Annotated in this window: 24 protein-coding genes and 1 tRNA gene; 11 read left to right on the forward strand and 14 right to left on the reverse strand. The window is 62.4% G+C overall.

Annotated features, from left to right (window positions below; genetic code table 11):
* Positions 1 to 5: 5 nt before the first annotated feature.
* The gene (gene gyrA / locus ACEQXE_RS08585; protein WP_370178514.1) at positions 6 to 2,783 is read left to right on the forward strand and encodes a DNA gyrase subunit A; all 2,778 of its coding nucleotides are present in this window, start codon (positions 6 to 8) and stop codon (positions 2,781 to 2,783) included.
* A gap of 3 nt (positions 2,784 to 2,786) precedes the next feature.
* Here gyrA and ACEQXE_RS08590 read toward each other — a convergent pair whose 3' ends face one another.
* The gene (locus tag ACEQXE_RS08590; RefSeq protein WP_370178475.1) at positions 2,787 to 3,359 is read right to left on the reverse strand and encodes a lysoplasmalogenase family protein; all 573 of its coding nucleotides are present in this window, start codon (positions 3,357 to 3,359) and stop codon (positions 2,787 to 2,789) included.
* A gap of 253 nt (positions 3,360 to 3,612) precedes the next feature.
* Here ACEQXE_RS08590 and ACEQXE_RS08595 point away from each other — a divergent pair, with 253 nt between their 5' ends.
* Both ACEQXE_RS08595 and trmFO read left to right on the forward strand, forming a co-directional pair.
* Positions 3,613 to 4,353, forward strand: a complete 741-nt coding sequence (locus ACEQXE_RS08595) for a fatty acid desaturase (protein ID WP_370178515.1) — start codon at positions 3,613 to 3,615, stop codon at positions 4,351 to 4,353.
* A 36-nt stretch (positions 4,354 to 4,389) separates the two neighbouring features.
* Positions 4,390 to 5,757 carry a methylenetetrahydrofolate--tRNA-(uracil(54)-C(5))-methyltransferase (FADH(2)-oxidizing) TrmFO gene (gene trmFO / locus ACEQXE_RS08600; protein WP_370178476.1) on the forward strand — a complete coding sequence of 456 codons (1,368 nt, stop codon included), beginning with the start codon at positions 4,390 to 4,392 and terminating at the stop codon, positions 5,755 to 5,757.
* Here trmFO and ACEQXE_RS08605 read toward each other — a convergent pair.
* Together ACEQXE_RS08605 and ACEQXE_RS08610 are read right to left on the reverse strand one after the other, a co-directional pair.
* On the reverse strand, positions 5,754 to 6,215 hold the full coding sequence (locus ACEQXE_RS08605) for a hypothetical protein (protein ID WP_370178477.1): 462 nt from the start codon (positions 6,213 to 6,215) through the stop codon (positions 5,754 to 5,756). The genes trmFO and ACEQXE_RS08605 overlap by 4 nt on opposite strands.
* Positions 6,216 to 6,235: 20 nt before the next feature.
* On the reverse strand, positions 6,236 to 6,892 hold the full coding sequence (locus ACEQXE_RS08610; protein WP_370178478.1) for a squalene/phytoene synthase family protein: 657 nt from the start codon (positions 6,890 to 6,892) through the stop codon (positions 6,236 to 6,238).
* Between the two features lie 179 nt (positions 6,893 to 7,071).
* Here ACEQXE_RS08610 and ACEQXE_RS08615 point away from each other — a divergent pair, with 179 nt between their 5' ends.
* Genes ACEQXE_RS08615 through ACEQXE_RS08625 form a run of 3 tightly spaced genes read left to right on the forward strand, consistent with a single transcriptional unit; the run spans position 7,072 to position 10,222 of the window.
* Positions 7,072 to 8,847: a TadE/TadG family type IV pilus assembly protein gene (locus tag ACEQXE_RS08615; RefSeq protein ID WP_370178479.1), complete on the forward strand. Its 1,776-nt coding sequence runs from the start codon at positions 7,072 to 7,074 to the stop codon at positions 8,845 to 8,847.
* The gene (locus ACEQXE_RS08620) at positions 8,847 to 9,455 is read left to right on the forward strand and encodes a TadE/TadG family type IV pilus assembly protein (protein ID WP_370178480.1); all 609 of its coding nucleotides are present in this window, start codon (positions 8,847 to 8,849) and stop codon (positions 9,453 to 9,455) included. The genes ACEQXE_RS08615 and ACEQXE_RS08620 overlap by 1 nt, the downstream gene beginning before the upstream one ends.
* The gene (locus tag ACEQXE_RS08625; protein ID WP_370178481.1) at positions 9,446 to 10,222 is read left to right on the forward strand and encodes a TadE/TadG family type IV pilus assembly protein; all 777 of its coding nucleotides are present in this window, start codon (positions 9,446 to 9,448) and stop codon (positions 10,220 to 10,222) included. The genes ACEQXE_RS08620 and ACEQXE_RS08625 overlap by 10 nt, the downstream gene beginning before the upstream one ends.
* A 62-nt stretch (positions 10,223 to 10,284) precedes the next feature.
* Here the strand turns inward: ACEQXE_RS08625 and ACEQXE_RS08630 are convergent, their stop codons facing one another.
* The 3 genes from ACEQXE_RS08630 to ACEQXE_RS08640 form a co-directional block, all read right to left on the reverse strand.
* Positions 10,285 to 11,685 (reverse strand): pyruvate dehydrogenase complex E1 component subunit beta, encoded by a 1,401-nt coding sequence (locus ACEQXE_RS08630; protein ID WP_370178482.1) that lies wholly within the window; start codon positions 11,683 to 11,685, stop codon positions 10,285 to 10,287.
* A 3-nt stretch (positions 11,686 to 11,688) separates the two neighbouring features.
* Complete coding sequence (gene pdhA / locus ACEQXE_RS08635) at positions 11,689 to 12,777, reverse strand: pyruvate dehydrogenase (acetyl-transferring) E1 component subunit alpha (RefSeq protein WP_370178483.1); 1,089 nt, start codon at positions 12,775 to 12,777, stop codon at positions 11,689 to 11,691.
* 130 nt (positions 12,778 to 12,907) lie between these two features.
* Positions 12,908 to 13,267 (reverse strand): septum formation initiator family protein, encoded by a 360-nt coding sequence (locus ACEQXE_RS08640; RefSeq protein WP_370178484.1) that lies wholly within the window; start codon positions 13,265 to 13,267, stop codon positions 12,908 to 12,910.
* Positions 13,268 to 13,498: 231 nt separating this feature from the next.
* Here ACEQXE_RS08640 and hppD point away from each other — a divergent pair, with 231 nt between their 5' ends.
* The 3 genes from hppD (at position 13,499) to ACEQXE_RS08655 (ending at position 16,279) form a co-directional block, all read left to right on the forward strand.
* Positions 13,499 to 14,605: a 4-hydroxyphenylpyruvate dioxygenase gene (hppD, locus tag ACEQXE_RS08645; protein ID WP_370178485.1), complete on the forward strand. Its 1,107-nt coding sequence runs from the start codon at positions 13,499 to 13,501 to the stop codon at positions 14,603 to 14,605.
* A 99-nt stretch (positions 14,606 to 14,704) separates the two neighbouring features.
* Positions 14,705 to 15,301: a VOC family protein gene (locus tag ACEQXE_RS08650; protein ID WP_370178486.1), complete on the forward strand. Its 597-nt coding sequence runs from the start codon at positions 14,705 to 14,707 to the stop codon at positions 15,299 to 15,301.
* 54 nt (positions 15,302 to 15,355) lie between these two features.
* On the forward strand, positions 15,356 to 16,279 hold the full coding sequence (locus ACEQXE_RS08655) for a mechanosensitive ion channel family protein (protein ID WP_370178487.1): 924 nt from the start codon (positions 15,356 to 15,358) through the stop codon (positions 16,277 to 16,279).
* Positions 16,280 to 16,282: 3 nt separating this feature from the next.
* On the opposite strand, the gene ACEQXE_RS08660 is transcribed toward ACEQXE_RS08655, so the two are convergent.
* The 5 genes from ACEQXE_RS08660 to grxC form a co-directional block, all read right to left on the reverse strand.
* Complete coding sequence (locus ACEQXE_RS08660) at positions 16,283 to 17,017, reverse strand: DUF1499 domain-containing protein (protein ID WP_370178488.1); 735 nt, start codon at positions 17,015 to 17,017, stop codon at positions 16,283 to 16,285.
* A 187-nt stretch (positions 17,018 to 17,204) separates the two neighbouring features.
* Positions 17,205 to 17,281, reverse strand: a tRNA-Arg gene (locus ACEQXE_RS08665).
* A gap of 58 nt (positions 17,282 to 17,339) precedes the next feature.
* The gene (locus ACEQXE_RS08670; protein ID WP_370178489.1) at positions 17,340 to 17,816 is read right to left on the reverse strand and encodes a DUF1178 family protein; all 477 of its coding nucleotides are present in this window, start codon (positions 17,814 to 17,816) and stop codon (positions 17,340 to 17,342) included.
* A complete protein-coding gene (locus ACEQXE_RS08675) occupies positions 17,813 to 18,613 on the reverse strand; it encodes a carbon-nitrogen hydrolase family protein (RefSeq protein ID WP_370178517.1) in 801 nt (266 codons plus the stop codon). Before ACEQXE_RS08675 ends, ACEQXE_RS08670 begins: the two co-directional genes overlap by 4 nt.
* A 36-nt stretch (positions 18,614 to 18,649) precedes the next feature.
* A complete protein-coding gene (gene grxC / locus ACEQXE_RS08680; RefSeq protein ID WP_370178490.1) occupies positions 18,650 to 18,910 on the reverse strand; it encodes a glutaredoxin 3 in 261 nt (86 codons plus the stop codon).
* A 146-nt stretch (positions 18,911 to 19,056) separates the two neighbouring features.
* Here grxC and ACEQXE_RS08685 point away from each other — a divergent pair, with 146 nt between their 5' ends.
* Positions 19,057 to 19,560 carry an Hsp20 family protein gene (locus ACEQXE_RS08685; RefSeq protein WP_370178491.1) on the forward strand — a complete coding sequence of 168 codons (504 nt, stop codon included), beginning with the start codon at positions 19,057 to 19,059 and terminating at the stop codon, positions 19,558 to 19,560.
* A gap of 341 nt (positions 19,561 to 19,901) precedes the next feature.
* Here ACEQXE_RS08685 and ACEQXE_RS08690 read toward each other — a convergent pair whose 3' ends face one another.
* From ACEQXE_RS08690 to tpiA, 3 genes are all read right to left on the reverse strand, one after another.
* A complete protein-coding gene (locus tag ACEQXE_RS08690; protein WP_370178492.1) occupies positions 19,902 to 21,536 on the reverse strand; it encodes a CTP synthase in 1,635 nt (544 codons plus the stop codon).
* Positions 21,537 to 21,627: 91 nt separating this feature from the next.
* On the reverse strand, positions 21,628 to 22,026 hold the full coding sequence (secG, locus tag ACEQXE_RS08695; protein ID WP_370178493.1) for a preprotein translocase subunit SecG: 399 nt from the start codon (positions 22,024 to 22,026) through the stop codon (positions 21,628 to 21,630).
* 81 nt (positions 22,027 to 22,107) lie between these two features.
* Positions 22,108 to 22,875, reverse strand: a complete 768-nt coding sequence (tpiA, locus tag ACEQXE_RS08700; protein WP_370178494.1) for a triose-phosphate isomerase — start codon at positions 22,873 to 22,875, stop codon at positions 22,108 to 22,110.
* Between the two features lie 258 nt (positions 22,876 to 23,133).
* Between tpiA and ACEQXE_RS08705 the strand changes: the two genes are divergently transcribed.
* A complete protein-coding gene (locus ACEQXE_RS08705; RefSeq protein ID WP_370178495.1) occupies positions 23,134 to 25,071 on the forward strand; it encodes a peptidyl-prolyl cis-trans isomerase in 1,938 nt (645 codons plus the stop codon).
* Positions 25,072 to 25,073: the final 2 nt, after the last annotated feature.

A 25,073-nucleotide genomic window follows, 5' to 3' on the forward strand; every position in this document is an offset into this window, starting at 1 on the left:
ACGGGATTGATCCTGTTGATATCGAGGACGAGCTGAAACGCTCCTATCTCGACTATGCGATGAGCGTCATTGTCAGCCGTGCGCTGCCCGATGTGCGCGATGGCCTGAAGCCGGTTCACCGCCGGATTCTCTATGCCATGCAGGTCAATGGCAACACGCCGGACAAGCCTTACAAGAAGTCTGCGAACATTGTCGGTGCCGTGATGGGTAACTACCACCCGCACGGCGACAGCGCGATTTACGATGCGCTGGCGCGCATGACGCAGGACTGGTCCATGCGGGTTCCCCTGGTCGATGGCCAGGGCAATTTCGGCAGCATGGACCCCGATCCGCCGGCCTCTATGCGCTATACCGAAGCGCGGCTGGCCAAGGTTGCCAATGCCCTTCTCGACGATCTCGACAAGGACACGGTCGATTTCGCCGACAACTACGACGGTTCGACGCAGGAACCCACGGTGCTTCCGGCGGGCTTCCCCAACCTGCTGGTGAACGGCGCTGGCGGCATCGCTGTGGGCATGGCGACCAATATCCCGCCCCACAATCTGGGCGAAGTGATCGACGGGTGCCTTGCCTTCATCGCCAACCCCGCGATCACCTCCGAAGAGCTGATCGAGTACATCCCCGGCCCCGATTTCCCCACGGCACCGCTGATCCTCGGCCAGTCGGGTGCTCGATCCGCCTACCTCACCGGGCGCGGTTCGATCATGATGCGCGCGCGGCACGAGATCGAGACCGGGCGGAACGACCGGCAGAGCATCGTGCTCACCTCGATCCCCTTCCAGGTCGGCAAGAACATGCTGGTCGAAAAGATCGCCGAAGCCGCGAAGGACAAGCGGATCGAGGGCATCTCCGACATTCGCGACGAGTCCTCTCGCGAAGGCGTGCGCGTGGTCGTGGACCTGAAGCGAGACGCCTCGCCCGAGGTCGTGCTCAACCAGCTGTGGCGCTACAGCCCTGCGCAGGCGAGTTTCCCGGCGAACATGCTGGCGATCCGTGGTGGACGCCCTGAAGTCCTGTCGCTGCGCGATATCATCCAGGCCTTCATCCAGTTCCGCGAACAGGTCATCACCCGTCGCACCAAGTACGAGCTGAACAAGGCCCGCGACCGGGCGCATATCTTGCTCGGCCTCGTGGTCGCGGTGAGCAACCTCGACGAGGTGGTCGCGATGATCCGCGGTGCGTCGAACCCTGCCGAAGCGCGCGGGAAGCTGCTCGCCAAGGAATGGCCGATTGGCGACATCGCTCAGTATATCGAACTGGTCGAGGCGATCGATCTGTCTTCCGAGCAGGAAGGCGGTACCTATCGCCTCTCCGAACGGCAGGTGAAGGCGATCCTTGAACTGCGGCTGCATCGCCTGACCGCGCTGGGCCGCGACGAAATCGGCGACGAGCTGAAGGAACTGGCGCTGGCGATCGAGGAATACCTCTCGATCCTCGCCGACCGGCGCAAGCTCTACCAGGTCATGCGCGAAGAGCTGGAAGCGATCCGCGAACAATACGCGACGCCCCGCATCTCCGAAATCGCACCGGCGTGGGACGGTCTCGAAGACGAAGACCTGATCGAACAGGAAGACATGGTCGTCACCGTCACCCATGGCGGTTACATCAAGCGCACGCCGCTGCAGGCCTTCAGGGCCCAGGCGCGCGGCGGCAAAGGCCGCAGCTCGATGGCCACCAAGGACGAGGATGCGGTGGTCGAGATGTTCGTCACCAGCACCCACAATCCGGTGCTGTTCTTCACCAATGCGGGCCGGGTCTACCGCCTCAAGGTCTGGAAACTGCCCGAAGGCGGGCCGCAGACCAAGGGCCGCCCAATGGTCAACCTGCTGCCGCTGGGCGAGGACGAGCGCGTCACCAACGTCCTCCCACTGCCGCAGGACGAGACCGAGTGGAGCGAACTCAACATCGTCTTCGCGACCGAGCAGGGCATGGTCCGCCGCAATTCGATGGATGCCTTTACCAACGTGCCTTCCAACGGGAAGTACGCGATGGGCTTCGTCGAGGGCAGCGGCGACCGCCTGATCGGCGTGCGCCTGCTGAACGAGGAGCAGGAAATCTTCCTCGCGTCCGACGCAGGCAAGGCGATCCGCTTCTCCGCCACCGATGCGCGCGAAACCAAGAGCCGTACCGGTATCGGCGTGCGCGGCATGAAACTGAAACCGGGCGAGAAGGTGGTCTCGCTCGCGGTGCTCGACCCGCTGACCCACGACATGGAAACGCGCGAGGCTTATCTGCGCGCGGCGGTGTGGAAGAACAACGGAGCCGAGCACACCCTGCCCGCCGAGCTGGCGCAGGACATGGAGGAGAATGAGGAGTTCATCCTCACCCTCACCGCCAATGGCTACGGCAAGATTTCCTCGGCCTACGAATACCGCACCATCGGGCGCGGTGGACAGGGCATCGCCAATATCGGCGAGCCGAGCAAAGCCGATCGCAACGGCCCCGTGGTCGCCAGCTTCCCCGTGCGCCACGGCATGCAGCTGATGCTGGTGACCGATCAGGCCAAGCTGATCCGCCTACCGATAGACTTCAGGCATCTCGTTCCCGGCGGGTTCGAGAACCACAAGGGCTGGTCGGTCTACGGGCGCGGATCGTCGGGCGTGAAGGTGTTCGATGTCGCCAAGGGCGAACACATCGTGGGCGCCGCGCGGATCGATGAGGATGCGGAGCCTGAAAACGACGCCGAAGCGGCGATCATGGACGAACGCATGGCGCGCGAGGACCAGACAACAACCCCGCACACCACGCTCGACCGGGACGATCCGCCGCCCACGGATATCTAGTGGCTACCGCCTGAAACGCCGCAAGGTCTGCACTACCCCGGTCGCGATGAGCAGCTGGCCGAGGTAATAGGTCGGCCAGACGAGCAGATCGGGCAGCGGCGCCAGATCGTACGGGCCGAAACGGCTGAAGATCAGCCAGTCGGAAAAGACGAACAACAATGCGCCCAGCCCCACCCGCCATTGCGGGAAAAGGCTGAGCCATGCCGCCATGGCCATTCCGCCAAGGGCTGTGCCGTAGAGCGCGATCGTCCAGTCGCCGCTCAGGATGTAACATCCCAGCGGGACGGCGAGGAACAGCAGGATCGTGCCCCATTTTCGGGCGACGCTGGGTTCGGGCCGCAAGTAACCGCGATAGAACAGGATGGCGACGAGGTGGCTGGCGAGAAAGGCCGCACCACCAGCGACGAGCGATAACTCGATCAGCGCGTCACCCAGCGCCGACAACGCCAGTGCGAATACAAACATGCCCGACCGCAGCCCCTTGGTCCGGTGCGCTGCATACACTGCAAGTAGGCCGACCGCGGAGGCCTTGATCGCCATCAGCCACAGGCCGCCCAGCGCTGTATCGCTAAGCAACGGGTAGGCGATACCCGCCAGCAGACTGAGGGCCAACCAGGGGCGGTGTTGGAGAAGTGCGCGGCGGCGGGAGATAGTGTGGTCCTCTCACATGGAGTGTTGCGACAAGCGCAACGCAGGTGCGGTGCAATGCGCTTGGCCTTGCCCAAGGTACTGATAGAATACCTAGCAAGAAAGAGGGGGTTACGCGATGGCCACTGCCCGAATTTCTGCAAAGCTGCTCGCACGTGTCCGATGGCGCGATCTTGTTCCGATGAGTCGTTGCGAGGGCTGCCGCGAATGCACCCTCCCCCTCCCATGGCTCGGTGCAAGTTGGCTATTCGCGTGGCTTGGGCTGTGGCCCCTCGCGCTCGGCTGCTCGTTTATGTTCTTCCTCGTCGCGCTGAGGTTAAACCACGAGGCAATCCATCACAATCTCGGCTTTACAGCTCGCGGCCATCACAATGTGATGCATGCGCTCAGCGTGGTGATGATCGGATCGAACCACTCGGTCGCGTTCAACCACCTGCGCCATCACAAACACCTCGATACGCCGCAGGATATCGAGGGCAAGTGCGGGCACATGAGCCTTTGGCAGGTGCTCGCCTACGGGCCGAAATTCCCGGTGGAATGCCATCTGGAAACATGGAAGCGCGGCGGAAAATTCTGGCGACGGCGGATGCTGACCGATCTCGCGCTCAACTGGTTGCTGCCGCTTCTGGCGATAGTCTTCGCGCTCGATTTCCTCTGGTTCCACCTCGCCGCGATGCTGGTGGCGCAGAGCCTCACGGCGCTGTTCGCGGTGTGGATCACGCATAGGGCCGGCGACGGGCATGCGATGGTCGCGCGAACGCAGCGCAACGCACTGGTGAACTTCGTCAGCTACAATATGTTCTTCCACCTCGAACATCACCTGTTTCCCGGCGTGCCGGTGAAGCGACTACCCGAGCTTGCGCGGCGGCTGGACAAGGCTATGCCCGAGATCGCAAAGGGTGCGGGCCGGGTCGTCGGCTAATTGCGAACCACCGCGCTAACCCCTAGGTGCGCGGGCATGGCACATGACGTTCACATCATCGGCGGCGGTCTCGCCGGGTCCGAAGCCGCATGGCAGCTAGCCCAAGCCGGAGTGAAAGTGCGCCTGTCGGAGATGCGCGGGAGTGGAGAGACAACGCCTGCGCACCAGACCGATGGCCTCGCCGAACTGGTCTGCTCCAACTCCTTCCGCTCCGACGACAGCGACAAGAACGCGGTGGGCCTGCTGCATGACGAGATGCGGCGGCTGGACTCCATCGTGATGGCGGCAGGCGAGAAGGCCCGCGTGCCGGCGGGCAGCGCAATGGCGGTGGACCGCGACGTGTTCTCCGAAGAGGTGGAGCGCACCCTCACCAACCACCCGAACATCGAGATCGTGCGCGAAAGGGTGGACACCCTGCCCGAAGCCGGGCTCACCATCGTTTCGACCGGGCCGCTCACTGCTCAGACACTCGCGGAAAGCATCGTCGCGGCAACGGGCGAGGATCGGCTGGCCTTCTTCGATGCCATCGCGCCCATCGTCCACCGCGACTCCATCGACATGAGCAAATGCTGGGTCCAGTCCCGCTGGAACAAGCGGACCGAAACCAGCAACGAAGACGGTGACTACATCAACTGCCCGATGACGAAGGAGCAGTACGAGACCTTCGTGCAGGCGCTGGTTGATGGCGAAAAGACCGAGTTCAAGGAGTGGGAGGCCGACACCCCCTATTTCGATGGTTGCATGCCGATCGAAGTGATGGCCGAGCGTGGCATCGAGACGCTGCGCTACGGCCCAATGAAGGGCGTCGGGCTCGATAATCCCTACGACACGTCGGAAGAGCATCCGCAGGGACGCTGGCCCTACGCGGTCGTCCAGCTCCGGCAGGACAACAAGCTGGGCACGCTGTGGAACATGGTCGGCTTCCAGACCAAGCTGAAATACGGGGCGCAGGTAGAGCTGTTCCGCACGATACCGGGGCTTGAGAACGCCGAGTTCGCACGGCTGGGCGGGCTGCATCGCAACACCTTCATCAACTCGCCACTGGTGCTCGACCGGCAGCTGCGACTGAGGAAAGCCGAGCATATCCGCTTCGCCGGGCAGATCACCGGATGCGAGGGCTATGTCGAGAGCGCGGCCATCGGCCTGATGGCCGGACTGATGGCGGCGGCAGAGTTTCGCGGCGAGGACTGGTCTCCTCCCCCGCCCACGACAGCGCTTGGTGCGTTGCTAAGCCATGTTACCGGCGATGCGGAGGCCGAGACCTTCCAGCCGATGAACGTCAATTTCGGGCTCTTCCCCCCACTTCACGAGGTGAAGAAGAAGCAGCGCAAGGAAGCCTACACCAGCCGCGCCAAGGCGGATCTGGGAGATTGGCTGGCATCGCGTGAGCGCGTGCTTGCCTAGCAATTACAGCGCGGCTTGGCGCGCCGCTTGGGCGCGGTGGTCGCGAATTCCGCTTGGCTCAGAACCCGGTTGCCGTCCGCGTCTGCACCATCGAATTTGGTCGCTGTGGTCACCGCCCACTCTTCGAAGGTGAGCAGGTTGTTGCCATCCTTGTCGAGCTTGCGGAATGCGTTGGTCCGCGTCGAGAGCATCTCGTTGCGCGTGATCTTGAGGTCTCGGTTGCGATCGTAGCGAAAGAAGCGGCGCTGTTCGCGCGTCAGCTCGGTCGCTTCGGGCGGCTTCGGCCCTGTCATGTCGGCGACATCGGCTTGCGGGATTTCGGGTTCCGCCGGTGGGTCGGCCTCTTCCGGCATGGGCGGCGGCGCAGCCTCTTCGACCTGTGCTCGTCCCTGCCACCAGAATATGCCGATGCCCGCCAATACCAGCCCCAGCACCGTGCCCAAGATCATCCGATCCATGCCGCTCCCCACTTAATCTCCTACCGGCCTAGCATACCGGCACGCACACCCGCGAAAAAATCGCCGACGGTCGAAAGCTGCGCACCCTCGGAACGCAGGCTACGCTCTCCCAATACGCCAAGCACTGCGAACGGGCGCAAGGCCCGCGGCATCCAATTTGCAGACGAACGAAGCGCATCCTGTGCAGCATTGCGGATTCCCAGCGCTTCCTCTGCCGAAGAACCGAACTGAGCCAGGTCCGCATGGGCGGACAGCAAGGCGGGTCGCATTGCGAGGTGAGGCGCTTCGTCCAGCGCCAGTGCCACCGCCGACCACGCTTCCGCGCGGCCTTGTGCGAAGGCCGCGATCGTCTCGCTGGCAAATGGCCTGTCGGCCAGCAAGGCTTCCCACCCGTCAACCAGCGCGCCAAACCGCGAGACATCCGCATCCCGTGCATCGTGCCACTGGGCCAGCCGCTCCAGCAATGGCTCGCCCTTGGGCCATTCCGTCGGCGACTGTGCGAACCGATCGCGCCACCACGCCAGCTTCAGCTGCGCGATGATCGGCTCACTCGCCTGTCGCACCGCATCGGCCAACCTCCGGTCGAGTGCGAACAGATCCTCGAATACCGGGCGGTCGCTCGCACGGGCATAGGCCAACGCCAGCCTGATCGCCGGGTCCGGCTCGAACAACTGCATCTGGGGATTCTTTGAGCCTACCACGCGCGTTCGCATGCGCGGATATTAACCTCGCTTCAACCCTGATCGGTCAAGGCAGTCTAACCACCCGTGCGCTAAGCGGGCGGGCGATGCGGGGTGGCTTGCCCTGCGCAAGACGGGTGACGTTCGGACACGGGTATGACGATCGAGGGGCAGACATGAAATTTCTGATGCGCCTGCGCCACGATATCGCGGGCAATACGCTTGCCATCGTCGCAGCCGCAATGGTTCCGCTGGTCGCCATGATCGGGAGCGGGGTCGACATGAGCCGCGCCTACATGGTCCAGTCGCGTCTGCAGCAGGCTTGCGATGCGGGCGTTCTGGCGGGTCGCAAGGAAATGGCCGACGGCGGCTGGACGACCGATGCGTACAACTCCGCAGTCGACTATTTCGAGGTCAACTACGCCGACAATTATCTGGGGTCCGAGAACCTCAGCTTCGTTCCCACCAATCCGAGCGGCACCAGCAATGTCCGCGGTGTAGCCTCGGTCGATGTGCCGACAGTGATCATGGGCTTTTTCACGATCGACGAGTTCGACGTGAATGTGTCGTGCGAGGCCAAGTTCGATGTTGCCAATTCCGACGTTACCTTCGTGCTCGACACAACCGGCTCGATGGCGTGCCCGAGCGATGCGAACGACAGCGAATGCAACTCGTATTACTACTACTACGGCAGTCAGCAGGGCCGCAGTTACGGTACCCTGTCCACGACGTCGCGGATGAGCGCTCTCAAATCCGCGATGGACGGTTTCTACTCAACCCTTAAGTCCGCCGCAGCGAATAGCGGCGCACGCATTCGCTATGCCTTTGTGCCCTATACCGGCACGGTCAATGTCGGCGCGTTGCTGCCGCAGAACTACATCGCAGACAGTGTCAATTATCAGTCGCGCAAGCGGGTGCAGGTCACCACACCTGCCCAGACTGTCGAGTACTATCGCAGCCAGAGCAGCGCCTACACATGGAACTGCGGCAACTACTACGGCAGCTGGCCGGGTTACCGCGTTTATGGTCGCTACGACAATTCGTACAAGGGGTGCATCTGGGACGAAAACAAGCCCGCGTCGACCACGTGGGAAACGCAATACAAGCAGGTGGCGCACCCCACATCGACCTACAAGACCTTCGCGTGGACCACCGACCCCACCGGGGTGACGAACAACACCTACAAATGGGGTGGCTGCATCATGGAGCGCGATACCGTCGCGTCGGATTCGATCAGCTTCAATTCCACATCAAAGACGTTCAGTCCCACCGGGCTGTACGATCTCGATATCGACAGTGCGCCTACCAACAATGCCACCAAGTGGCGGCCCTACTGGCCCGAGATCAGCTATTATCGCAGCTACAACACCACGCAGACATCGAGCGGGTCCTCGCCGCAGGTCAGCTGCCCTTACCAGAGCAAGCTGCTGACGGAGTATTCGACCCTGTCGAGCTTCCAGGCCTATACCACCAACCTCTCCCCGGATGGCGGTACCTATCACGATATCGGCTTGCTCTGGGGCGCACGGGTCAGCTCGGAAGAGGGCATCTTCTCCAGCAATGTCCTGCAAGCGCCGACCAACAACCAGTATGTTGGCCGCCACATCGTGTTCATGACCGACGGGCAGCTGTCCGCCGGCAACAATTATTACAATGCCTATGGGCTAGAGCGGCATGACGGCCGGATCACGGGCATGTCCAATTCGACCGACGGGAACGCGATCGAAACCGCACAGACAGCAAGGCACACGACGCGTTACAAAGAGCTGTGCAAGGCCATCAAGGCCAAGGGCATCCGGCTGTGGGTGGTTGCCTTCAACACCACGCTCACCACCGACATGAGCACTTGCGCGAGCCCGAACAGCAGCTTTACCGCCAACAATTCTGCGGGCCTCAACACTGCTTTCCAGTCCATCGCGGAACAGATCGCCGATCTGAGGCTGACCGACTGATGCGCCGCCTTGTCCGTCTTATCGATACGCTTCGCCGCGATCAGGCTGGTGCGACGCTGGTCGAATTCGCGATCATCGCGCCGACCTTCATGATCCTGCTCATGGGGGCGTTCGATCTTGGCCATTCGGTGTATCTGCGCGCGGTCCTGAACGGGGCGATCCACGAAGCAGCACGTGATTCCACGCTTGAGAGCGGCGAAGCTTCCGAGACCACGATCGACAATCAGGTTGAGACGATCGTGCAAAAGGTCGCGAAGAGCGCGGACGTCGATTTCGAGCGCAAGAGCTATTACGATTTCACCGACGTCGAACGTGCAGAAACGATCAATGAAAGCGGCACGGCCAATGGCGTTTGCGATAGCGGCGAAACCTTCGAAGACGAGAACGGCAACAATACATGGGATAGCGATGTCGGCGCCACAGGCTTCGGCGGCCCGCGCGACATCGTGATGTACACCGTCACCGTAACATACGACCGTTTGTTCCCGCTCTACGGCCTGATCGGAATGAGCCAGGAAAACTCGATGAGCGTGAGCACCGTGCTCAAGAACCAGCCCTTTGGTCAGCAGGGCGATGCGGCGACACCGGAGACGAAACCATGCCCGTAGCGCTTCCGCAATTCCCCAAACTGCGCAAGTTTACCCGCCGTTTGCGCGGCGATAACAGTGGTCTCGCGCTGATCGAATTTGCACTCAGCCTGCCGCTGTTCTTGGGGCTCGGGATGTTCGGCACCGAGGTTGCTTGGTACGCTGTGACCAGCATGAATGTCAGCCAGATATCGCTGACGATTGCCGATAACGCGGCGCGCATGGGGCAGACCGGCAGCAGCAGTTCGGTCAAGACGATCTACCGTTCGGACCTCAACTCCATCTTTTCCGGCGCGGAAAAGCAGGGTGAGTCGATCGACCTCATCCAGAATGGTCGGGTCATTGTCACCAGCCTGGAAACTGTCACTTCGCTCACCAGCCTGCAATATATCCGCTGGCAACGGTGCACCGGAATGAAGAATTACTCATCGGACTACGGAGCGAGCGGAAAGAGCGAACTGCTCGATCCCAGCTTCGACGGGATGGGACCGGACGGTCGCGAGATCCGCGCGCCACAGGGCGATGCGGTCATGTATGTCGAGGTATTTTACGAATATCAGGGCCTGTTCGGGGACATGTTTATCTCCAACAGGGTCATCAAGCACGAGGCGGCGTTCCCGATCCGCGATGACAGAAATCTGAGTGCGGGTGTCGCGGATGACGGCGCAACCGATCCAACCTGCGACACCACGACGCCGGAACCAACGCCGGAGAATCCCTACAACGACAATGCCGCCGCCGGGGTTTGTCATACGACTAAGAAAGATGGTTACCACTGCCACACTTAGGCGTAGTAACTTACTAGTATCCGGGCAAACGGCGCTAAACCGGCGCCCCTTAGCCCTAACTCCTAGTCCTCGACGTAGCAGACCTTCCTGACCGCTTCGACAATGCTTGCGGTATCGATCAGCGCCATAGCCTCCAGGTTTGCCGCATAGGGCAGCGGCACGTCGGCATTGGCAACACGGGTGACGGGCGCATCGAGATGGTCGAAGCCTTCCTCCATGCAGATCGAAACGATCTCGCTGGCGATTGAGCAGGTTGCCCAGCCCTCTTCGGCGACCACCATGCGATTGGTCTTCTTGAGGCTTTCGAGCACGGTTTCCTTGTCGAGCGGGCGCAAGGTGCGCAGGTCGATCACCTCGGCGTCGATCCCGTCCTCGGCCAGCTTCTCCGCGGCTTCGAGCGCCAACCCGACTGCGATCGAATAGCTGACGATGGTGACATCGCTGCCCTCGCGCACGACCCGCGCCTTGCCGATCGGCAGCACGTAATCGTCCAGCTCGGGCACATCGAAGCTGCGCCCGTAAACCAGTTCGTTCTCGAGGAAGACGACCGGGTCTTCGCTGCGGATCGCGGCCTTCATCAGCCCCTTGGCGTCGGCTGAATCGTACGGTGCGATCACGATCAGGCCCGGCACGCTGGCGTACCACGGGCCGTAGTTCTGGCTGTGCTGCGCGCCGACGCGGCTGGCCGCGCCGTTGGGGCCACGAAACACGATCGGGCAGCGCATCTGCCCGCCCGACCTGTAGGTGGTCTTCGCGGCGGACTTGATGATGTGGTCGATCGCCTGCATCGCGACGTTGAACGTCATGAACTCGACGATGGGCCGCAAGCCACCCATGGCAGCGCCGGTGCCGAGGCCGGCAAAGCCATATTCGGTGATCGGCGTATCGACCACGCGCTTGGCGCCGAACTCATCCAGCAGCCCCTGCGTGACCTTGTAGGCGCCTTGGTATTCGGCGACTTCCTCGCCCATCACGAACACGCGCTCGTCCCGGCGCATTTCTTCGGCCATGGCATCGCGCAATGCTTCGCGCACGCTGGTCGAGACCATGTTGGTACCCTCGGGGATCGAAGGATCGCTAACAGCGGCACGCGCGGGCTTCTCGGGAGCGGTGGTGATCTCGGCTTCGGACTCGTCGCGCCCGACATCCTTGCCCTCGCCTTCGACGTCTTCTTTCTCGTCGGCTTTGGCCGCAGGCGCTTCGATATCGCCAGCATCCTCGCCTTCACCCGCGAGCATGCCGATCACGGTGCCGACCGCGACGCCTTCGGTGCCCTCTTCGACCATGATCTTCGCCAGCGTGCCCTCATCGACCGCTTCGAACTCCATCGTCGCCTTGTCGGTCTCGATCTCGGCGATGATGTCGCCAATCTCGATTTTGTCACCTTCTGACTTGAGCCACTTGGCGAGCGTGCCCTCTTCCATCGTCGGAGAGAGCGCGGGCATCTTCAGTTCGGTCGCCATGGATCAATACTCCTCCACGAGGACGTCGGTATAAAGTTCGCTCGCGTCCGGCTCGGGCGAGTTTTCGGCGAAGTCGGCGGCCTCGGAAACCGTCGAGCGGATGCCCTTGTCGATGTCCTTTAGCTCGTCCTCGCTCTTGCCCTTCTCGATCAGTTGCTTCTTGATCCGCTCGATCGGGTCGTGGTGGTCCTTCTGGTCCTGCACTTCCTCGCGAGTGCGGTACTTTGCAGGGTCGGACATGGAATGCCCGCGATAGCGATAGGTATTGCACTCCATCAGCACCGGGCCGTTGCCCTCTCGCACATGCTTGAACGCGACCTCGGCAGCTTGGCGAACTTCCAGCACGTCCATCCCGTTCACTTCCATGCCCGGAATGCGGAAGCTCGTACCGCGACGATAGAACCGCGTTTCGGCGGACGAACGCTTGGTCGCGGTGCCCATCGCGTACTGGTTGTCTTCCACCACGAAGCAAATCGGCAGGTTCCACAGCGCAGCCATGTTGAACGCCTCGTACACTTGGCCCTGGTTCGCCGCACCGTCGCCGAAATAGGCGAGGCACATGCCGCCATCCTCGTTGTACTTGTGCGCAAAGGCGAGGCCTGCGCCCAGCGGCACCTGCGCGCCAACGATGCCGTGCCCGCCGTAAAACTTATGTTCGGTGCTGAACATGTGCATCGAGCCGCCCTTGCCCTTGGAGATACCCGCCTGGCGCCCGGTCAGCTCGGCCATGATGACCTTGGGATCGATCCCATAGGCGAGCATGTGACCATGATCGCGATAGCCAGTAATCACGCTATCCTTGTCGTTATCGAGCGCGGACTGGAGCCCGATGGCGACCGCTTCCTGCCCGATATAGAGGTGGCAGAACCCGCCGATCAGGCCGAGGCCGTAAAGCTGGCCCGCGCGTTCCTCGAACCGGCGGATCAGCAGCATCTGCTCGTAGAAACGCAGCATCTGATCGTCGCTCGCGTCGAACAGCTTCTTCTTCTCGAATTCTTCCTGCAGCGAATGCAGGACGAAATCCGGATCATTGCTGTCTACCGTCTTGCTTGCCTTGGCAGCGGGTTTCTTCGCGGCGGGTTTCTTGGCCAAGTGACACTCCTTCGCAGCTTGGCGATCAGTTGCGCCAACGCCCATGACGTAACGTCCGCCAGCTTGCAATGGTTGCGATGTTCCTGAAATCGAATGCATGGCCCGCACTCATGCCGGGCGCATCCGGGACCTAGTCCTGGGTATCGGCCTTGGGCTTGGGCAGGATCACTTCGTCCGGGTGGACGACGTTCAGGTTCCGCCGCATCATCTCCACCACCATGTCCGGGTCCGCATTGTCGGGATCGAGAGCGTCGACGCGCTGCTTCAGATCGTCGCGCTGCGCCTGCAGCTTCGCGATCCGCTCTTCCCGCTGCGACAGTGCACTCGACGCATCGCTCCACGCGAAAATCCCGCTCGGCCCGGCAATCGCCATCCCGCCCATCAGCAAGAGCGCCGCCAGCGCCAGACCCTGCGTCAAACGCTCCCGACGGGCGGCCTTATGCTGTTTGACCATGCCCTGCGTGACGAGGGCTTGCTTGCCGATATTCATGGAGCCCCTTGAATCACAAGGGAGTCTGGGTGGCAAGCCCCAATATCGTAGCGTCCGCAGCATTCGCCATCGGCCATGCCGGAATGCGGAACCGAGGAGCCGCCGCAGCCGTTCCCACGATTGACAGGCAGGCCTCGCAGACCTAGCGCGGCGCCATCCGGGCGCGCCTCCCCCCGCAATGCATTGCTGCAGCCCGCCACGACAGATCATACTGATACGGAGGATGCCGAAATGGCCGACCTTTTCGAGAACCCGACTGGCCTCGACGGATTCGAGTTCGTCGAATTCTGCGCACCCGAAAAGGGCGTGCTGGAGCCGGTGTTCCAGTCGATGGGCTTCACCCACGTCGCCACGCACCGTTCCAAGGACGTGCAGCTCTGGCGGCAGGGCAACATCAACCTTGTCACCAATTACGAGCCGATGAGCGCGGCGTGGTACTTCGCGCGCGAACACGGGCCGAGTGCCTGCGGCATGGGCTTTCGCGTGAAGGACGCGGCCGAAGCATGGGCGAAGCTGATGGATGCGGGCGCAGAGCCGGTCGACACGCAGACCGGCCCGATGGAACTCTCCATCCCTGCCATCAAGGGCATTGGCGGCGCGCTGATCTACCTGATCGATCGCTATGCCGACGAAGGGCAGGAGGGCCTTTCGATCTACGACATCGACTTCGAGTATCTGGATGGGGTCGAGAAATTCCCCGAAGGCGCCGGGTTCGACCGGATCGATCACCTCACGCACAATGTCTATAACGGGCGCATGGCCTATTGGGCCGACTGGTACGAGCGGCTGTTCAACTTCCGCGAGATCCGCTTCTTCGACATCAAGGGCGAATATACCGGCCTGACCTCGAAGGCGATGACCGCGCCCGACGGCAAGATCCGCATCCCGCTCAATGAAGAAGGCGACGGCGGAAAGGGCCAGATCGAGGAGTACCTGAAGGACTTCAACGGCGAAGGCATCCAGCATATCGCGCTGATCTGCGACGACCTGATCGCGGCATGGGACAAGCTCAAGGAATTCGGCGTGCCCTTCATGACCGCGCCGCCTGAGACGTATTACGAAATGCTGCCCGAGCGCCTGCCGGACCACGGCGAGCCGGTGGACGAACTGAAAGCGCGCGGCATCCTGCTCGACGGCACGACCGAAGGTGGCAGCCCCCGCCTTCTGTTGCAGATTTTTGCCGAAGCGCAGGTCGGCCCGGTGTTCTTCGAATTCATCCAGCGCAAGGGTGACGAGGGCTTTGGCGAAGGCAACTTCAAGGCGCTGTTCGAAAGCATGGAGCGCGACCAGATCCGTCGCGGCGTGCTCGATGCGCCCGCGAGGGAACCGGCGGAATAGCAGCAGACAATAGCAGCCGTTCGTCCTGAGCCTGTCGAAGGGCGAACGTCCCGCATTCCCAGTCGCGCTTCGACAAGCTCAGCACGAACGGAGTTCTAGATGGCCGCAGACCAATCCCACCCCATTTCACTCGGCGGCGTCCACCACGCCGCCTATCGCTGCAAGGACGCGAAAGAGACGGTCGAGTGGTACGAAAAAGTGCTCGGCATGGAATATACGAGCGCCTTCAGCGAGGATCACGTCCCCTCCACGGGCGAGTACGATCCGTACATGCACGTCTTCCTCGACGCGGGTAACGGCAATATCCTCGCCTTCTTTGAGCTACCCAACCAGAAGGACATGGGCCGTGACGAGAACACGCCGCTCTGGGTCCAGCATCTTGCCTTCAAGGTCGCCGATGAAGACGCGCTACTCGCCGCCAAAGCGCATATCGAAGGCCTCGGCATCGATGTGCTCGGCCCGACGCACCACGGCATTTTCAAATCGATCTATTTCTTCGATCCCAACGGCCACCGCGTAGAGCTTGCCGCCGATATCGGCACGGACGAGCAATATGCGGAGTTGAAGCGCGTGGCGATGCCGATGCTCGACGAATGGAGCGAGACCAAGAAGGCTCCGCAGCATGCCGCCTGGCTGCACGAAATCGCGCGCGAAGAACATGCGAAGGCCCAGGACGCGGAAGCGGATTTGCCCTGAGGTTCGGAACCGTCCCCGTTTTCCCGCCGTTAGTGGCGCAAAACGGGGATTTCCATGAGCACACCGACGACCACGCCTTCCGGCGAGACCTACGACCAGACCGTCAATACGCTGGGTACATTGCAGGACCAGCTGGTCGATATGGCGGAAGCGCTCATTCGCGCCCTCCCCAATTTCGTCATCGCGCTGCTCATCCTGGCGGTCACCTGGATCGCCGCCCGCTTCGCGGTGCGGATCGCCGACGTGCTGACGGGCAAGACACCGCTGCGCCCCAGCCTCAAGAACCTGATCGATACGGTCGTGAAGCTCGCGATCTGGATTATCGGGCTCATGATCGCTCTGATCGTGGTTATGCCGGGCATGACACCCGCCAGCCTGATCGCGGGGCTCGGCATCGGCGCAGTCGCGATCGGCTTCGCCTTCCAGGACATATTCGAAAACTTCCTCGCCGGCGTGCTCATCATGCTGCGCGAGAAAATGCGCATCGGTGACGTGATCGAGTGCGAGGGCATCATCGGCAAGGTGGAACATATCACCCTGCGCGAAACGCATGTCCGCAAGCTATCGGGTGAAGTGACGCTGGTCCCCAACTCGATCCTGTTCAAGAACCCGGTCGAAATCCTGACCGACGACAATGTACGCCGCCACGAAGTAATCGCGGGTGTTTCCTACGACACCGATCTGGACGAGGCTGCGGACGTGATCCTCAATGCTGTGAAAGGCGTCGATACCGTGCTCGCCGACAAGGGGATCGACGTGTTCGCGGTCGAGTTCAATTCCAGCTCGGTCGACTTCAAGGTCCGCTGGTGGGCCGGATCGAAACCGCGCGACATGTGGGAAAGCAAGGACCGGGTCATCCGCGCGATCAAGCGCGCGCTGGACGATGCGGGGATCGAGATTCCCTTCCCTTACATCACCCATACCTTCAAGGAGCGGGTGCCGATGGGCCGCGATCCGGGCGAAGCGGTTGAGAGCTAGGCGCTACCTGATCGCCGCCAGATCCTCCAGGAAGTCGCGGATCCGCTGCGCATTCACACCCAGATCGCCATGGCCCACGCGGCTGACTGAACGCATGTCGACGAGCGTCCGGTCCGCACCGTCGGGCCGCGCGCGGATCACCACTTCGTCTTCGAACCGGATATACGAGGCATAGGCCGTGGCTTCGAGGCGCCCTTCCTCGGGTGCAACCGCGCGGATCGTCCACCCGCGGTCCTTCGCCAACTGCTCGGCATCGAGGATCGTCTGCTCGACCGTGCGATCGATCACGACGCTGCGCAGGTCGGGATAGCCCTCTTCGTGCAATGCAACCCACTCGGCCTCGTTCTCAAGCCCGCGCAGGTTGTCTTCCGGCAAGGTGATCGCTTCGAACTGCGGTACATCGGCAAGATCGGTGGTTGCATCGTGGATCATCGGGGCATCGCGCGCGGAGAGTACCGTGACTGCCAGCGATCCTACGAAACCCAGCGCAAACAGGAAACCAATGGTCGCCACGCGCCGGGCCGGCCAGCCCGCACGCCAGTTCAGCAGCAGCGCGATAATTGCGATGACCAGCGCTGCCGCCGCGACCGGCGCGGACTGGTAGAGGTAGCCGAAGCCTTCCAGCTTACCGATCCGGTCCACCCGGGCGAGCGTCATGCCGGTAAAGGCGGCGATGGTGGCGCCAATGGCCAGCAGGAAAGCGAGCCACGACAGGCCCCGTGTCAAAATGTGCGTCATGTAAGCCCCCGATTTCGGCTCCGCTTATAGCGATCCGATCAAACTGCGAGAATGTCCCGTCGAAGGTGCCCTGATTTGGTGCGCCCGACAGGATAGGGCCTCGCCACGCTCGCCCCATCAGCGCGCCTGCGGCGCCCGATCCGAAGTTCGAACCTGTGATGACCCACCAACCCCGCAAAATCGGTGTTGGTGCGCCCGACAGGATTCGAACCTGTGGCCCCCAGATTAGGAATCTGGTGCTCTATCCGACTGAGCTACGGGCGCGCCGGGCAGGGGTTTATCGACGATGTGCGAATGCCGCAATGCGTTCAGTTCGCCGAACTCAATTGGCGTCTTCGGGCGGAGTGAAAGGCACCAGTAGCGGCGCGATGGTGATGCCTTCCTCGATTAGTTCGCGGGCTTCCTTCGCATTCGCCTTGCCGTGGATCAGCGCGGTATCCTTCTCGCCATAATGCATCGCGCGGCTTTCGTCGGCGAACTTGTCGCCAACATAAGTGCTGTCCTTGATCGTATCCGCCTGCAGCTTGGCGAGTTTCTCCATCGCCTGCCGCACGGCCGGAGGCAGTGCCCCGCCCTGGCTCGGCGCATCGGGACTTGCTGCTTGTTCGGCAGGCCTGTCCACCCGGGCATTACCCTTGGCAGGCACGGCCGGCGCCATCGGCGCCTTGGCAACCTCGTTCGATCCGCAGCTCGGGCACATCAACAGGCCCTTCCGGCCCTGCTCGTCGAAAGCGGAGGACGAGCGGAACCAGGCCTCGAACCGGTGGCCCCTGTCGCAAGCGAGGTCGAAAACGATCATGCGGAGGGTCGATCGGGAATAGCGCGCCGATTGGCAAGGCTTGGCACCTGCGCGCGCGCCTGCGCGATCCGCTGCACGTCGATTTCGGCAAAACCAAGCCCAGCCTCGCCGCCGCCCATATCCAGCAGCACTTCGCCCCACGGATCGACCACCAGGGAGTGGCCGTAAGTCGTTCGCCCGTCGGCATGCTCGCCCACCTGCGCCGTCGCCACCACGAAAGCGCTGGCTTCGATCGCGCGCGCGCGCACCAGCGTGTGCCAGTGCGCGGTGCCCGTGGGCACGGTGAAGGCGGCGGGGATGGCGATACAATCGCACAGGGCCCGCCCCAACGTCTCGAACAGGGCAGGAAAGCGGATATCGTAGCAGATGGTCAGCCCCAGCCTGCCGACCGGGGTTTGTGTCACCGACACGCTGTCGCCAGGACGGTAGGCGTTCGATTCCCGCCAAGTTTCACCACTGTCGAGATCGACATCGAACATGTGCAGCTTGTCGTATTGCGACACGATCTTGCCGGTATCGTCGATCAGGAGCGAACGGTTGGCTAGTTTTCCGCCCTCCACCCGCACAGGCAGGCCGAAACTCAGCCAGAGCGCGTTGTCTTTCGCAGCCTCGGCGATCCTGTCCACCAGTCCGGGGTAGCCTTCATCGTCGATACTGGCGGCAGCGCGCTGGCGGTCCCTGTCCAGCAGCAGCGCCATTTCGGGCGCGAACAGCATATCCGCCCCGCCCTCGCGCGCGTCGGCCATGGCAGCGATGATCGCGTTGCAGTTCACCTGCGGGTCTACGCCCGAGGTCATCTGGAACACGGCGATGCGGGTCGTGGCCAAGGCTGCTCAGCCTGCCAGTAGCGCGTCTAGCCTGCCCTCGCGCTCCAGCGCATGCAGCTCGTCCGATCCGCCGACATGGGTATCGCCAATAAAGATCTGCGGCACCGTGCTGGCATTGGGAGCACGTTCGCGCATTTCGTCCCGCTTTTCGCCCCCCATCGTGATGTCATATTCGTTGAATTCGACACCCTTCTTCTCGAGCAGGCTTTTCGCTCGGTAGCAGTATCCGCAACCGAACTTGGTGTAGATGTCGACTTGTTGGGCCAAGATGCTTTCCTTGAAAATCCGGGTCTTGATGAAGGGTCTTGTACAGGCCTTTGCCCACCCTACATCGGTTGCGTCCGGCGATGCCATAACGGGTCGATCCGGACAGCTTGTGACTAACAGAATCGCTCAATGGAGGATTTGTTTCAATGGCACGTATCGATTTTACACCCTATCGCCGCAGCACGGTTGGTTTCGACCACCTGTTCGACCTGCTGGAAAGCTCGGTCCGCAATTCCGGCGACAACTACCCCCCTTTCAATATCGAGAAGCGCGGCGACGATGAATTCCGCATCACGCTGGCGCTGGCCGGGTTCCGCCCGCAGGATATTGATATCACCGCACAGCAGAACCTGCTGACCATCACCGGTCGCAAGCAGGACGAAGCACGCGGTGCGGACAGCGAAATGCTGCATGTCGGCATCGCCAATCGCGGGTTCGAACGCCGCTTCGAACTGGCCGACCATGTGCGCGTAGCCAACGCCGACCTGGCCGACGGCCTGCTGGTGATCGACCTGCTGCGCGAAGTGCCCGAGGCGATGAAGCCGAAGAAGATCGCGATCAACGGGCAACAAGCCCCTGCGTTGAACGTGGTTGAGTCCGGCGATCATGACAGCGCCGATGATTCGGGTGCAGACCGTAACGCGGCCTGACCGCCAACCGACAGCCAGCTGCGCTCTCCCTTTGCGCACTGACTAACAGGCCCGCTCCGTACGCAAGGTGACGGGGCGGGTTTCTCTTTGACTCTCCATGACCTGCAAATTTTGGGGCGGCCCCTGAAGGAACCGCCCCACGGCATATGCCGCCTTGACCGAGTCTGTCCGTCCGGGTCGCAGAAGACGATCAAACCCGGGACAAGCTCTTCAAAAGGGAACCCCCAAAGAAACGTTGCCCCCACAACGCGAGGTGCGCCTATGACGCAAATCATGGCTAAAATAAAGGGGTGTTGGAATCATGACAAACCTAATCTGGATTAGGTTTTACTTTCCGTCACTTAGACCAAGCGCGACTGCCTGAGTGCAGCTGCTACGAATCCGGAAAACAGAGGGTGCGGATCGAACGGACGACTTTTCAATTCCGGGTGAAACTGCACGCCCACGAACCACGGATGGTCCGGTCTTTCGACTATTTCGGGAAGCAGCCCATCGGGTGACATGCCGGAAAATACCAGTCCATCGCCTTCCAATCTCTCGCGATAGGCGCCGTTCACTTCATAGCGATGGCGATGGCGCTCCGAAATCTCGGTCGCGCCGCCATAGATCGACGATACGCGGCTGTTGCCTGCCAGCTTCGCTTCATAGGCGCCAAGCCGCATCGTGCCGCCAAGATCGCCATCGGCAGCGCGCGTTTCCAGCCCTTCCTTCGTCATCCATTCGGTGATGATGCCGACCACCGGCTCACCCGTTTCCCCGAACTCGGTTGACGATGCGCCTTCCACGCCGGCTGCACGCGCGCTTTCGATACAGGCCATCTGCATGCCGAGGCAGATGCCGAAAAACGGCACCTTGCGCTCGCGCGCGAAGCGTACGCTGGCGATCTTGCCCTCGCTGCCACGTTCGCCGAATCCGCCGGGCACAAGGATGCCATGCAGTGGCTCCAGCTCGGCGACGATTTCGGCCGGATCGCGTTCGAAAATCTCCGCATCGATCCATTTGACATGGACCTTGGCCTTGTTGGCCATCCCGCCATGGACGAGCGCTTCGTTGAGGCTCTTGTAGGCGTCCTTCAGCCCGACATACTTGCCGACCACGCCGATCGTGACTTCGCCTTCGGGATTGAAATAGCGATCGGTCACCTCGCGCCATGGGGAAAGATCGGGCTCGGGCGCATCGGTGATCCCGAAACCGCGCAGGACTTCTGCGTCGAGCCCCTCGCGGTGGTATTGCAGCGGCACCGCATAGATCGACTTGGCGTCGAGCGCGGGAATGACCGCCTGCTGCCGCACGTTACAGAAATTGGCGATCTTCTGCCGCTCACTGTCCGGGATCGGATGCTCGGCGCGACACAGCAGCACGTCGGGCTTGATGCCCAGGCTGGCGAGTTCGCGTACCGAGTGCTGCGTCGGCTTGGTCTTCAGCTCTCCCGCGGCGGCGATGTAGGGCACCAGCGTCACATGGACGCTGAGCGTCTGCATCGGCTCCAGCTCGTTCCGCAGCTGGCGAATCGCTTCCATGAAGGGCAGCGATTCGATGTCGCCGACAGTGCCGCCGATTTCGCACAGGATGAAATCATGGTCGCCCTGGTCGGCCAGCGCGAAGGCCTTGATCGCGTCGGTGACTTGCGGAACGACCTGCACTGTCGCGCCCAGATAATCGCCGCGACGCTCCTTCGCGATGATGTCCTGATAGACGCGGCCCGAGGTGATGTTGTCGCCCTGATGCGCGGAAACGCCGGTAAAGCGTTCGTAATGGCCGAGGTCGAGGTCCGTCTCCGCCCCGTCGTCGGTCACGTAGACCTCTCCGTGCTGGTAGGGGCTCATCGTCCCCGGATCGACGTTCAGATAGGGGTCGAACTTGCGAATGCGGACCTTATAGCCACGCGCCTGCAACAACGCGCCGAGCGATGCCGCCATGAGACCTTTGCCGAGCGAGGAAACCACGCCGCCGGTGATGAAAATATACCGCGCCATGGGAGTTGGGCCTTACGGGTGAAAGACGGGCGAGCGCAAGCCGTCGCGAGCAAAAACCGCTCGGCTACTCACCACAAATGAGACGAAATGATTATTCGGTCGCGCTGCCGAGCGGATCGGCATCACCTTCGGGCACCGAATCCACCGGCGGATCGCCATCGAGGCCTTCACTGTCGAGCGGTCCGCCTTCGGCCAGCGGATCGGCGGGCGCAGCCGGCGTCACCGTGCGATCGAGCGTCGATTCGATGGCATCGCCACCCGACATGTCCACCGCCATCGCGGCCAGTGCGATCGACAGCACCACGAAGGCCACCGCCAGCCAGCGGGTCGCGCGCGTCAGGAAATCGGCTGCACCGCGCGCGCTCATCATCCCGCCGGGCGAGCCACCGCCACCAATGCCGAGGCCGCCCCCTTCGGAGCGCTGCATCAGGATGACGCCGACGAGGGCTGCGGCGACCAGCGCCTGGACCACGGTGAGGAAAAGAAACATCGTTAGGACTGCTTTCGAAGGATCGGTTCGGTATGAAGCTAGGCATTGCCCGATTGCGGCGCAAGCAGGCCCAGCCTCACGCTACTGGTTGGCGATGACTTCCTGCACCGCCAGCACGATATTCATGAAGCTTTCGGCAGACAGGCTCGCCCCGCCCACCAGGGCGCCGTTGACTTCGTCGCCCGCCATGATCTCGGCGGCGTTCTCCGCATTGACGGAGCCACCATAGATGATCCGCACCTCGGCGCCGGCTTCCTCGCCATAGGTCTTGACCAGGAATTCGCGGATGGCGGTGTGCATCTCTACGATATCGTCAACGCTTGCGGCCTTGCCGCTGCCGATCGCCCAGATCGGTTCATAGGCGATGGTCAGCCGCTCTACCGGGTCTTCGATATCGGCGGGGAGCGATGCCTTGAGCTGGCGCAGCACGTATTCGGCCGCCTTGCCCGATTCGCGCTTGTCCAACGGTTCGCCGCAGCAAAGGATGATCTTGAGCCCGGCATCGAGCGCGGCTGCGCCCTTCTCCGCGATCAACTTGTCCTTCTCGCCATGGCCTTCGCGCCGTTCGCTGTGGCCCAGGATGACGAAGCCGGCGCCCGCATCGGCTACCATCGCTGCGGAGATGTCGCCGGTAAACGCGCCGCCATCGGCGGGATGGCAATCCTGCGCACCGACACCGATCTGCTCGGCCTCGCGGCGGACCGGGTGAATGAGGGTGAACGGCGGGGCGAGAGCAATCTCGACCTGCATCAGACGTTGCGCAGCGCGGTCAATCGCGCGCGCTTCGGACAGCATCGCGCGCGTGCCGTGCATTTTCCAGTTGCCAACGATGAAAGGGCGGCTCGCCATTTCGGGGAAATTCCTGTTATTTTATCGAAATATGATCCGCGTCGGGCAATGGCGCCAACGCAAGAGCGGCTCGGTAGCGAAGGTCGCACGCACAGTCAAAACCCTCTGTGAATACACCCCCGTCAAAACGCGTAGCGCGTGGCCTTGCAGCGACAGGATCGCCGATTTAAAGCTCGCGTTCGGGTCTTGCATGGTCCAGCCCATGCACATGCCCCACCCCGTCGCACTGCCCCCGATTCGCCAAGGCCTGCCAGTTTCATGATCAATTCCTTCCGTTCTTTCTTCCAGTCGAAGCTCGGCCTCGGCCTGACGCTCGCGTTTCTGGGCCTGATTGCGCTCGCCTTTGCCAGCATGGATGTTTCCAGCACGGGGACTTTCGGCGGATTGTCCGGGACCAACAGCGTCGCGGTGGTGGGCGATGAAAGCGTGACCACCGCCGAATTGCGCGAATCCGCGAACAATTCCTTCCGTGAAGTCCAGGGCAACGACCCGACGCTGACGATGGAGCAGTTCCTCAGCGATGGCGGGCTGGCCCAGGTGTTCGACACGCTGCTGGATCGCGTATCGGTTTCCGAATTCGGGCGAATGCTGGGGCTGCGCGCGGGCGAAAACCTGATCAACAGCGAAATCCGCATGATTTCTGCGTTTCGCGGGGCCGATGGCAATTTCAGCGAGGAAATGTATCGCAACGCGCTGCGCTCGCAGGGCCTGACGGACAAGATCGTGCGCGAAGACCTGACCGACGGGCTGATCGCGAGGCAGGTGCTGATCCCGGCGGTGTTCGGCGCGAAAATGCCCGACAATATGCTGCGCCGCTATGTCAGCCAGCTCAAAGAGCGGCGCGAAGGCTCGATCGCTCTCATTCCGTCCGAGGCGTTCCTCCCCGAGAACGATCCGACCGACAAGCAATTGCAGGCCTTCTACCGCGCCAATCGCAGCGATTTCACCCGTCCCGAACGGCGCACCGCACGCTACGCGGTGTTCGGCGCCGAAGCGATGAGCGAGAGCATCGAGCCGACAGCGGCCGAAATCCGCCAGCGCTACGAACAGAATGCAGACATGTATCGTGCCAGCGAAGAGCGCACCTTCACCCAGCTGATCGTGCCGACCAAGCAGGCCGCCGACAGTTTCCGCGAACGGATCGCGGGTGGAGCTTCGATGGCGTCGGTCGCCAGCGATGCTGGCCTCGAAACCTCGCAAATCGGCCCGATCCGGCGCGAGGATTACGCACAGCAGGTCAACAGCGCGGTCGCAAACGCCGTGTTCTCGGCCAGTGAAGGCGGCGTGGCCGCAGTCGCGCGCAGCCCGCTTGGCTACCACGTGGTGCGCATCGACGATGTGACCCGGATCGCCGCGCAATCCCTGGCACAAGCGCGGCCCGAGATCGAACAGGCCCTGCGCGCCGAAAAGCAGCGCCGCGCGCTGAACGAGTTCGCGGCCGAGATCGAAACCCGCCTCAATGGTGGCGAATCGTTCAAACAGGTGGCCGACGCGCTGAAGCTCGACATCGAAACCACCGAGCCCCTGCTTGCTTCGGGCGCGGTTTTCGAAGGCGAACAGGGCGAGCGTGCGCCCGAGGTCGTCATGCCGCTGGTCGCTACGCTGTTCCAGATGGATGAAGGCAACCCGCAGATCGCCGAAGTCGAAGTGGGCGAAACCTTTGTGCTGTTCGAAGCCGCCTCCATTTCTCCTTCCGCCCCGCCGCCGCTCGCGCAGATCCGCGACGAGGTGAGCCTCGCATGGAAGATGGCCGAGGGCGCGAAGGAGGCAAAGAAGGCTGCCGACCGCATCCTCAAGCGCGTGGCCGGGGGCAGCTCGCTCGCCGCAGCCATCCGCGCGGAAGAAACCCGCCTTCCGCCGAGCCAGCCGCTCAACGTGACGCGTGAGCAACTGTTGCAGCAGCAACGCTCCAACCCGCCGGTCGCGCTGATGTTCGCCATGACCGAGGGCACGGCCAAGCGCCTGGAAGCGCCCAGCAATGCAGGCTTCTTCCTGGTCGAACTGGACGAGATTACCGCCGGCGAAGTGGACGAGGACGATCCGCTCTTCGCGCAAGCCCGCGATGGCTATGCCAATATCCTCAGCCGCGAATTCGGCGACCAGCTGCGCGTTGCAATCCGCAACGACGTGGGGATCGAACGCAATCCCGAAGCGGTCGACGCGGTCCGGCGCGAGCTGACCGGCGCGACCCGCTAAGG

Origin of the sequence: Alteriqipengyuania sp., assembly GCF_964222115.1 — a bacterium.
GTDB lineage: Bacteria > Pseudomonadota > Alphaproteobacteria > Sphingomonadales > Sphingomonadaceae > Alteriqipengyuania.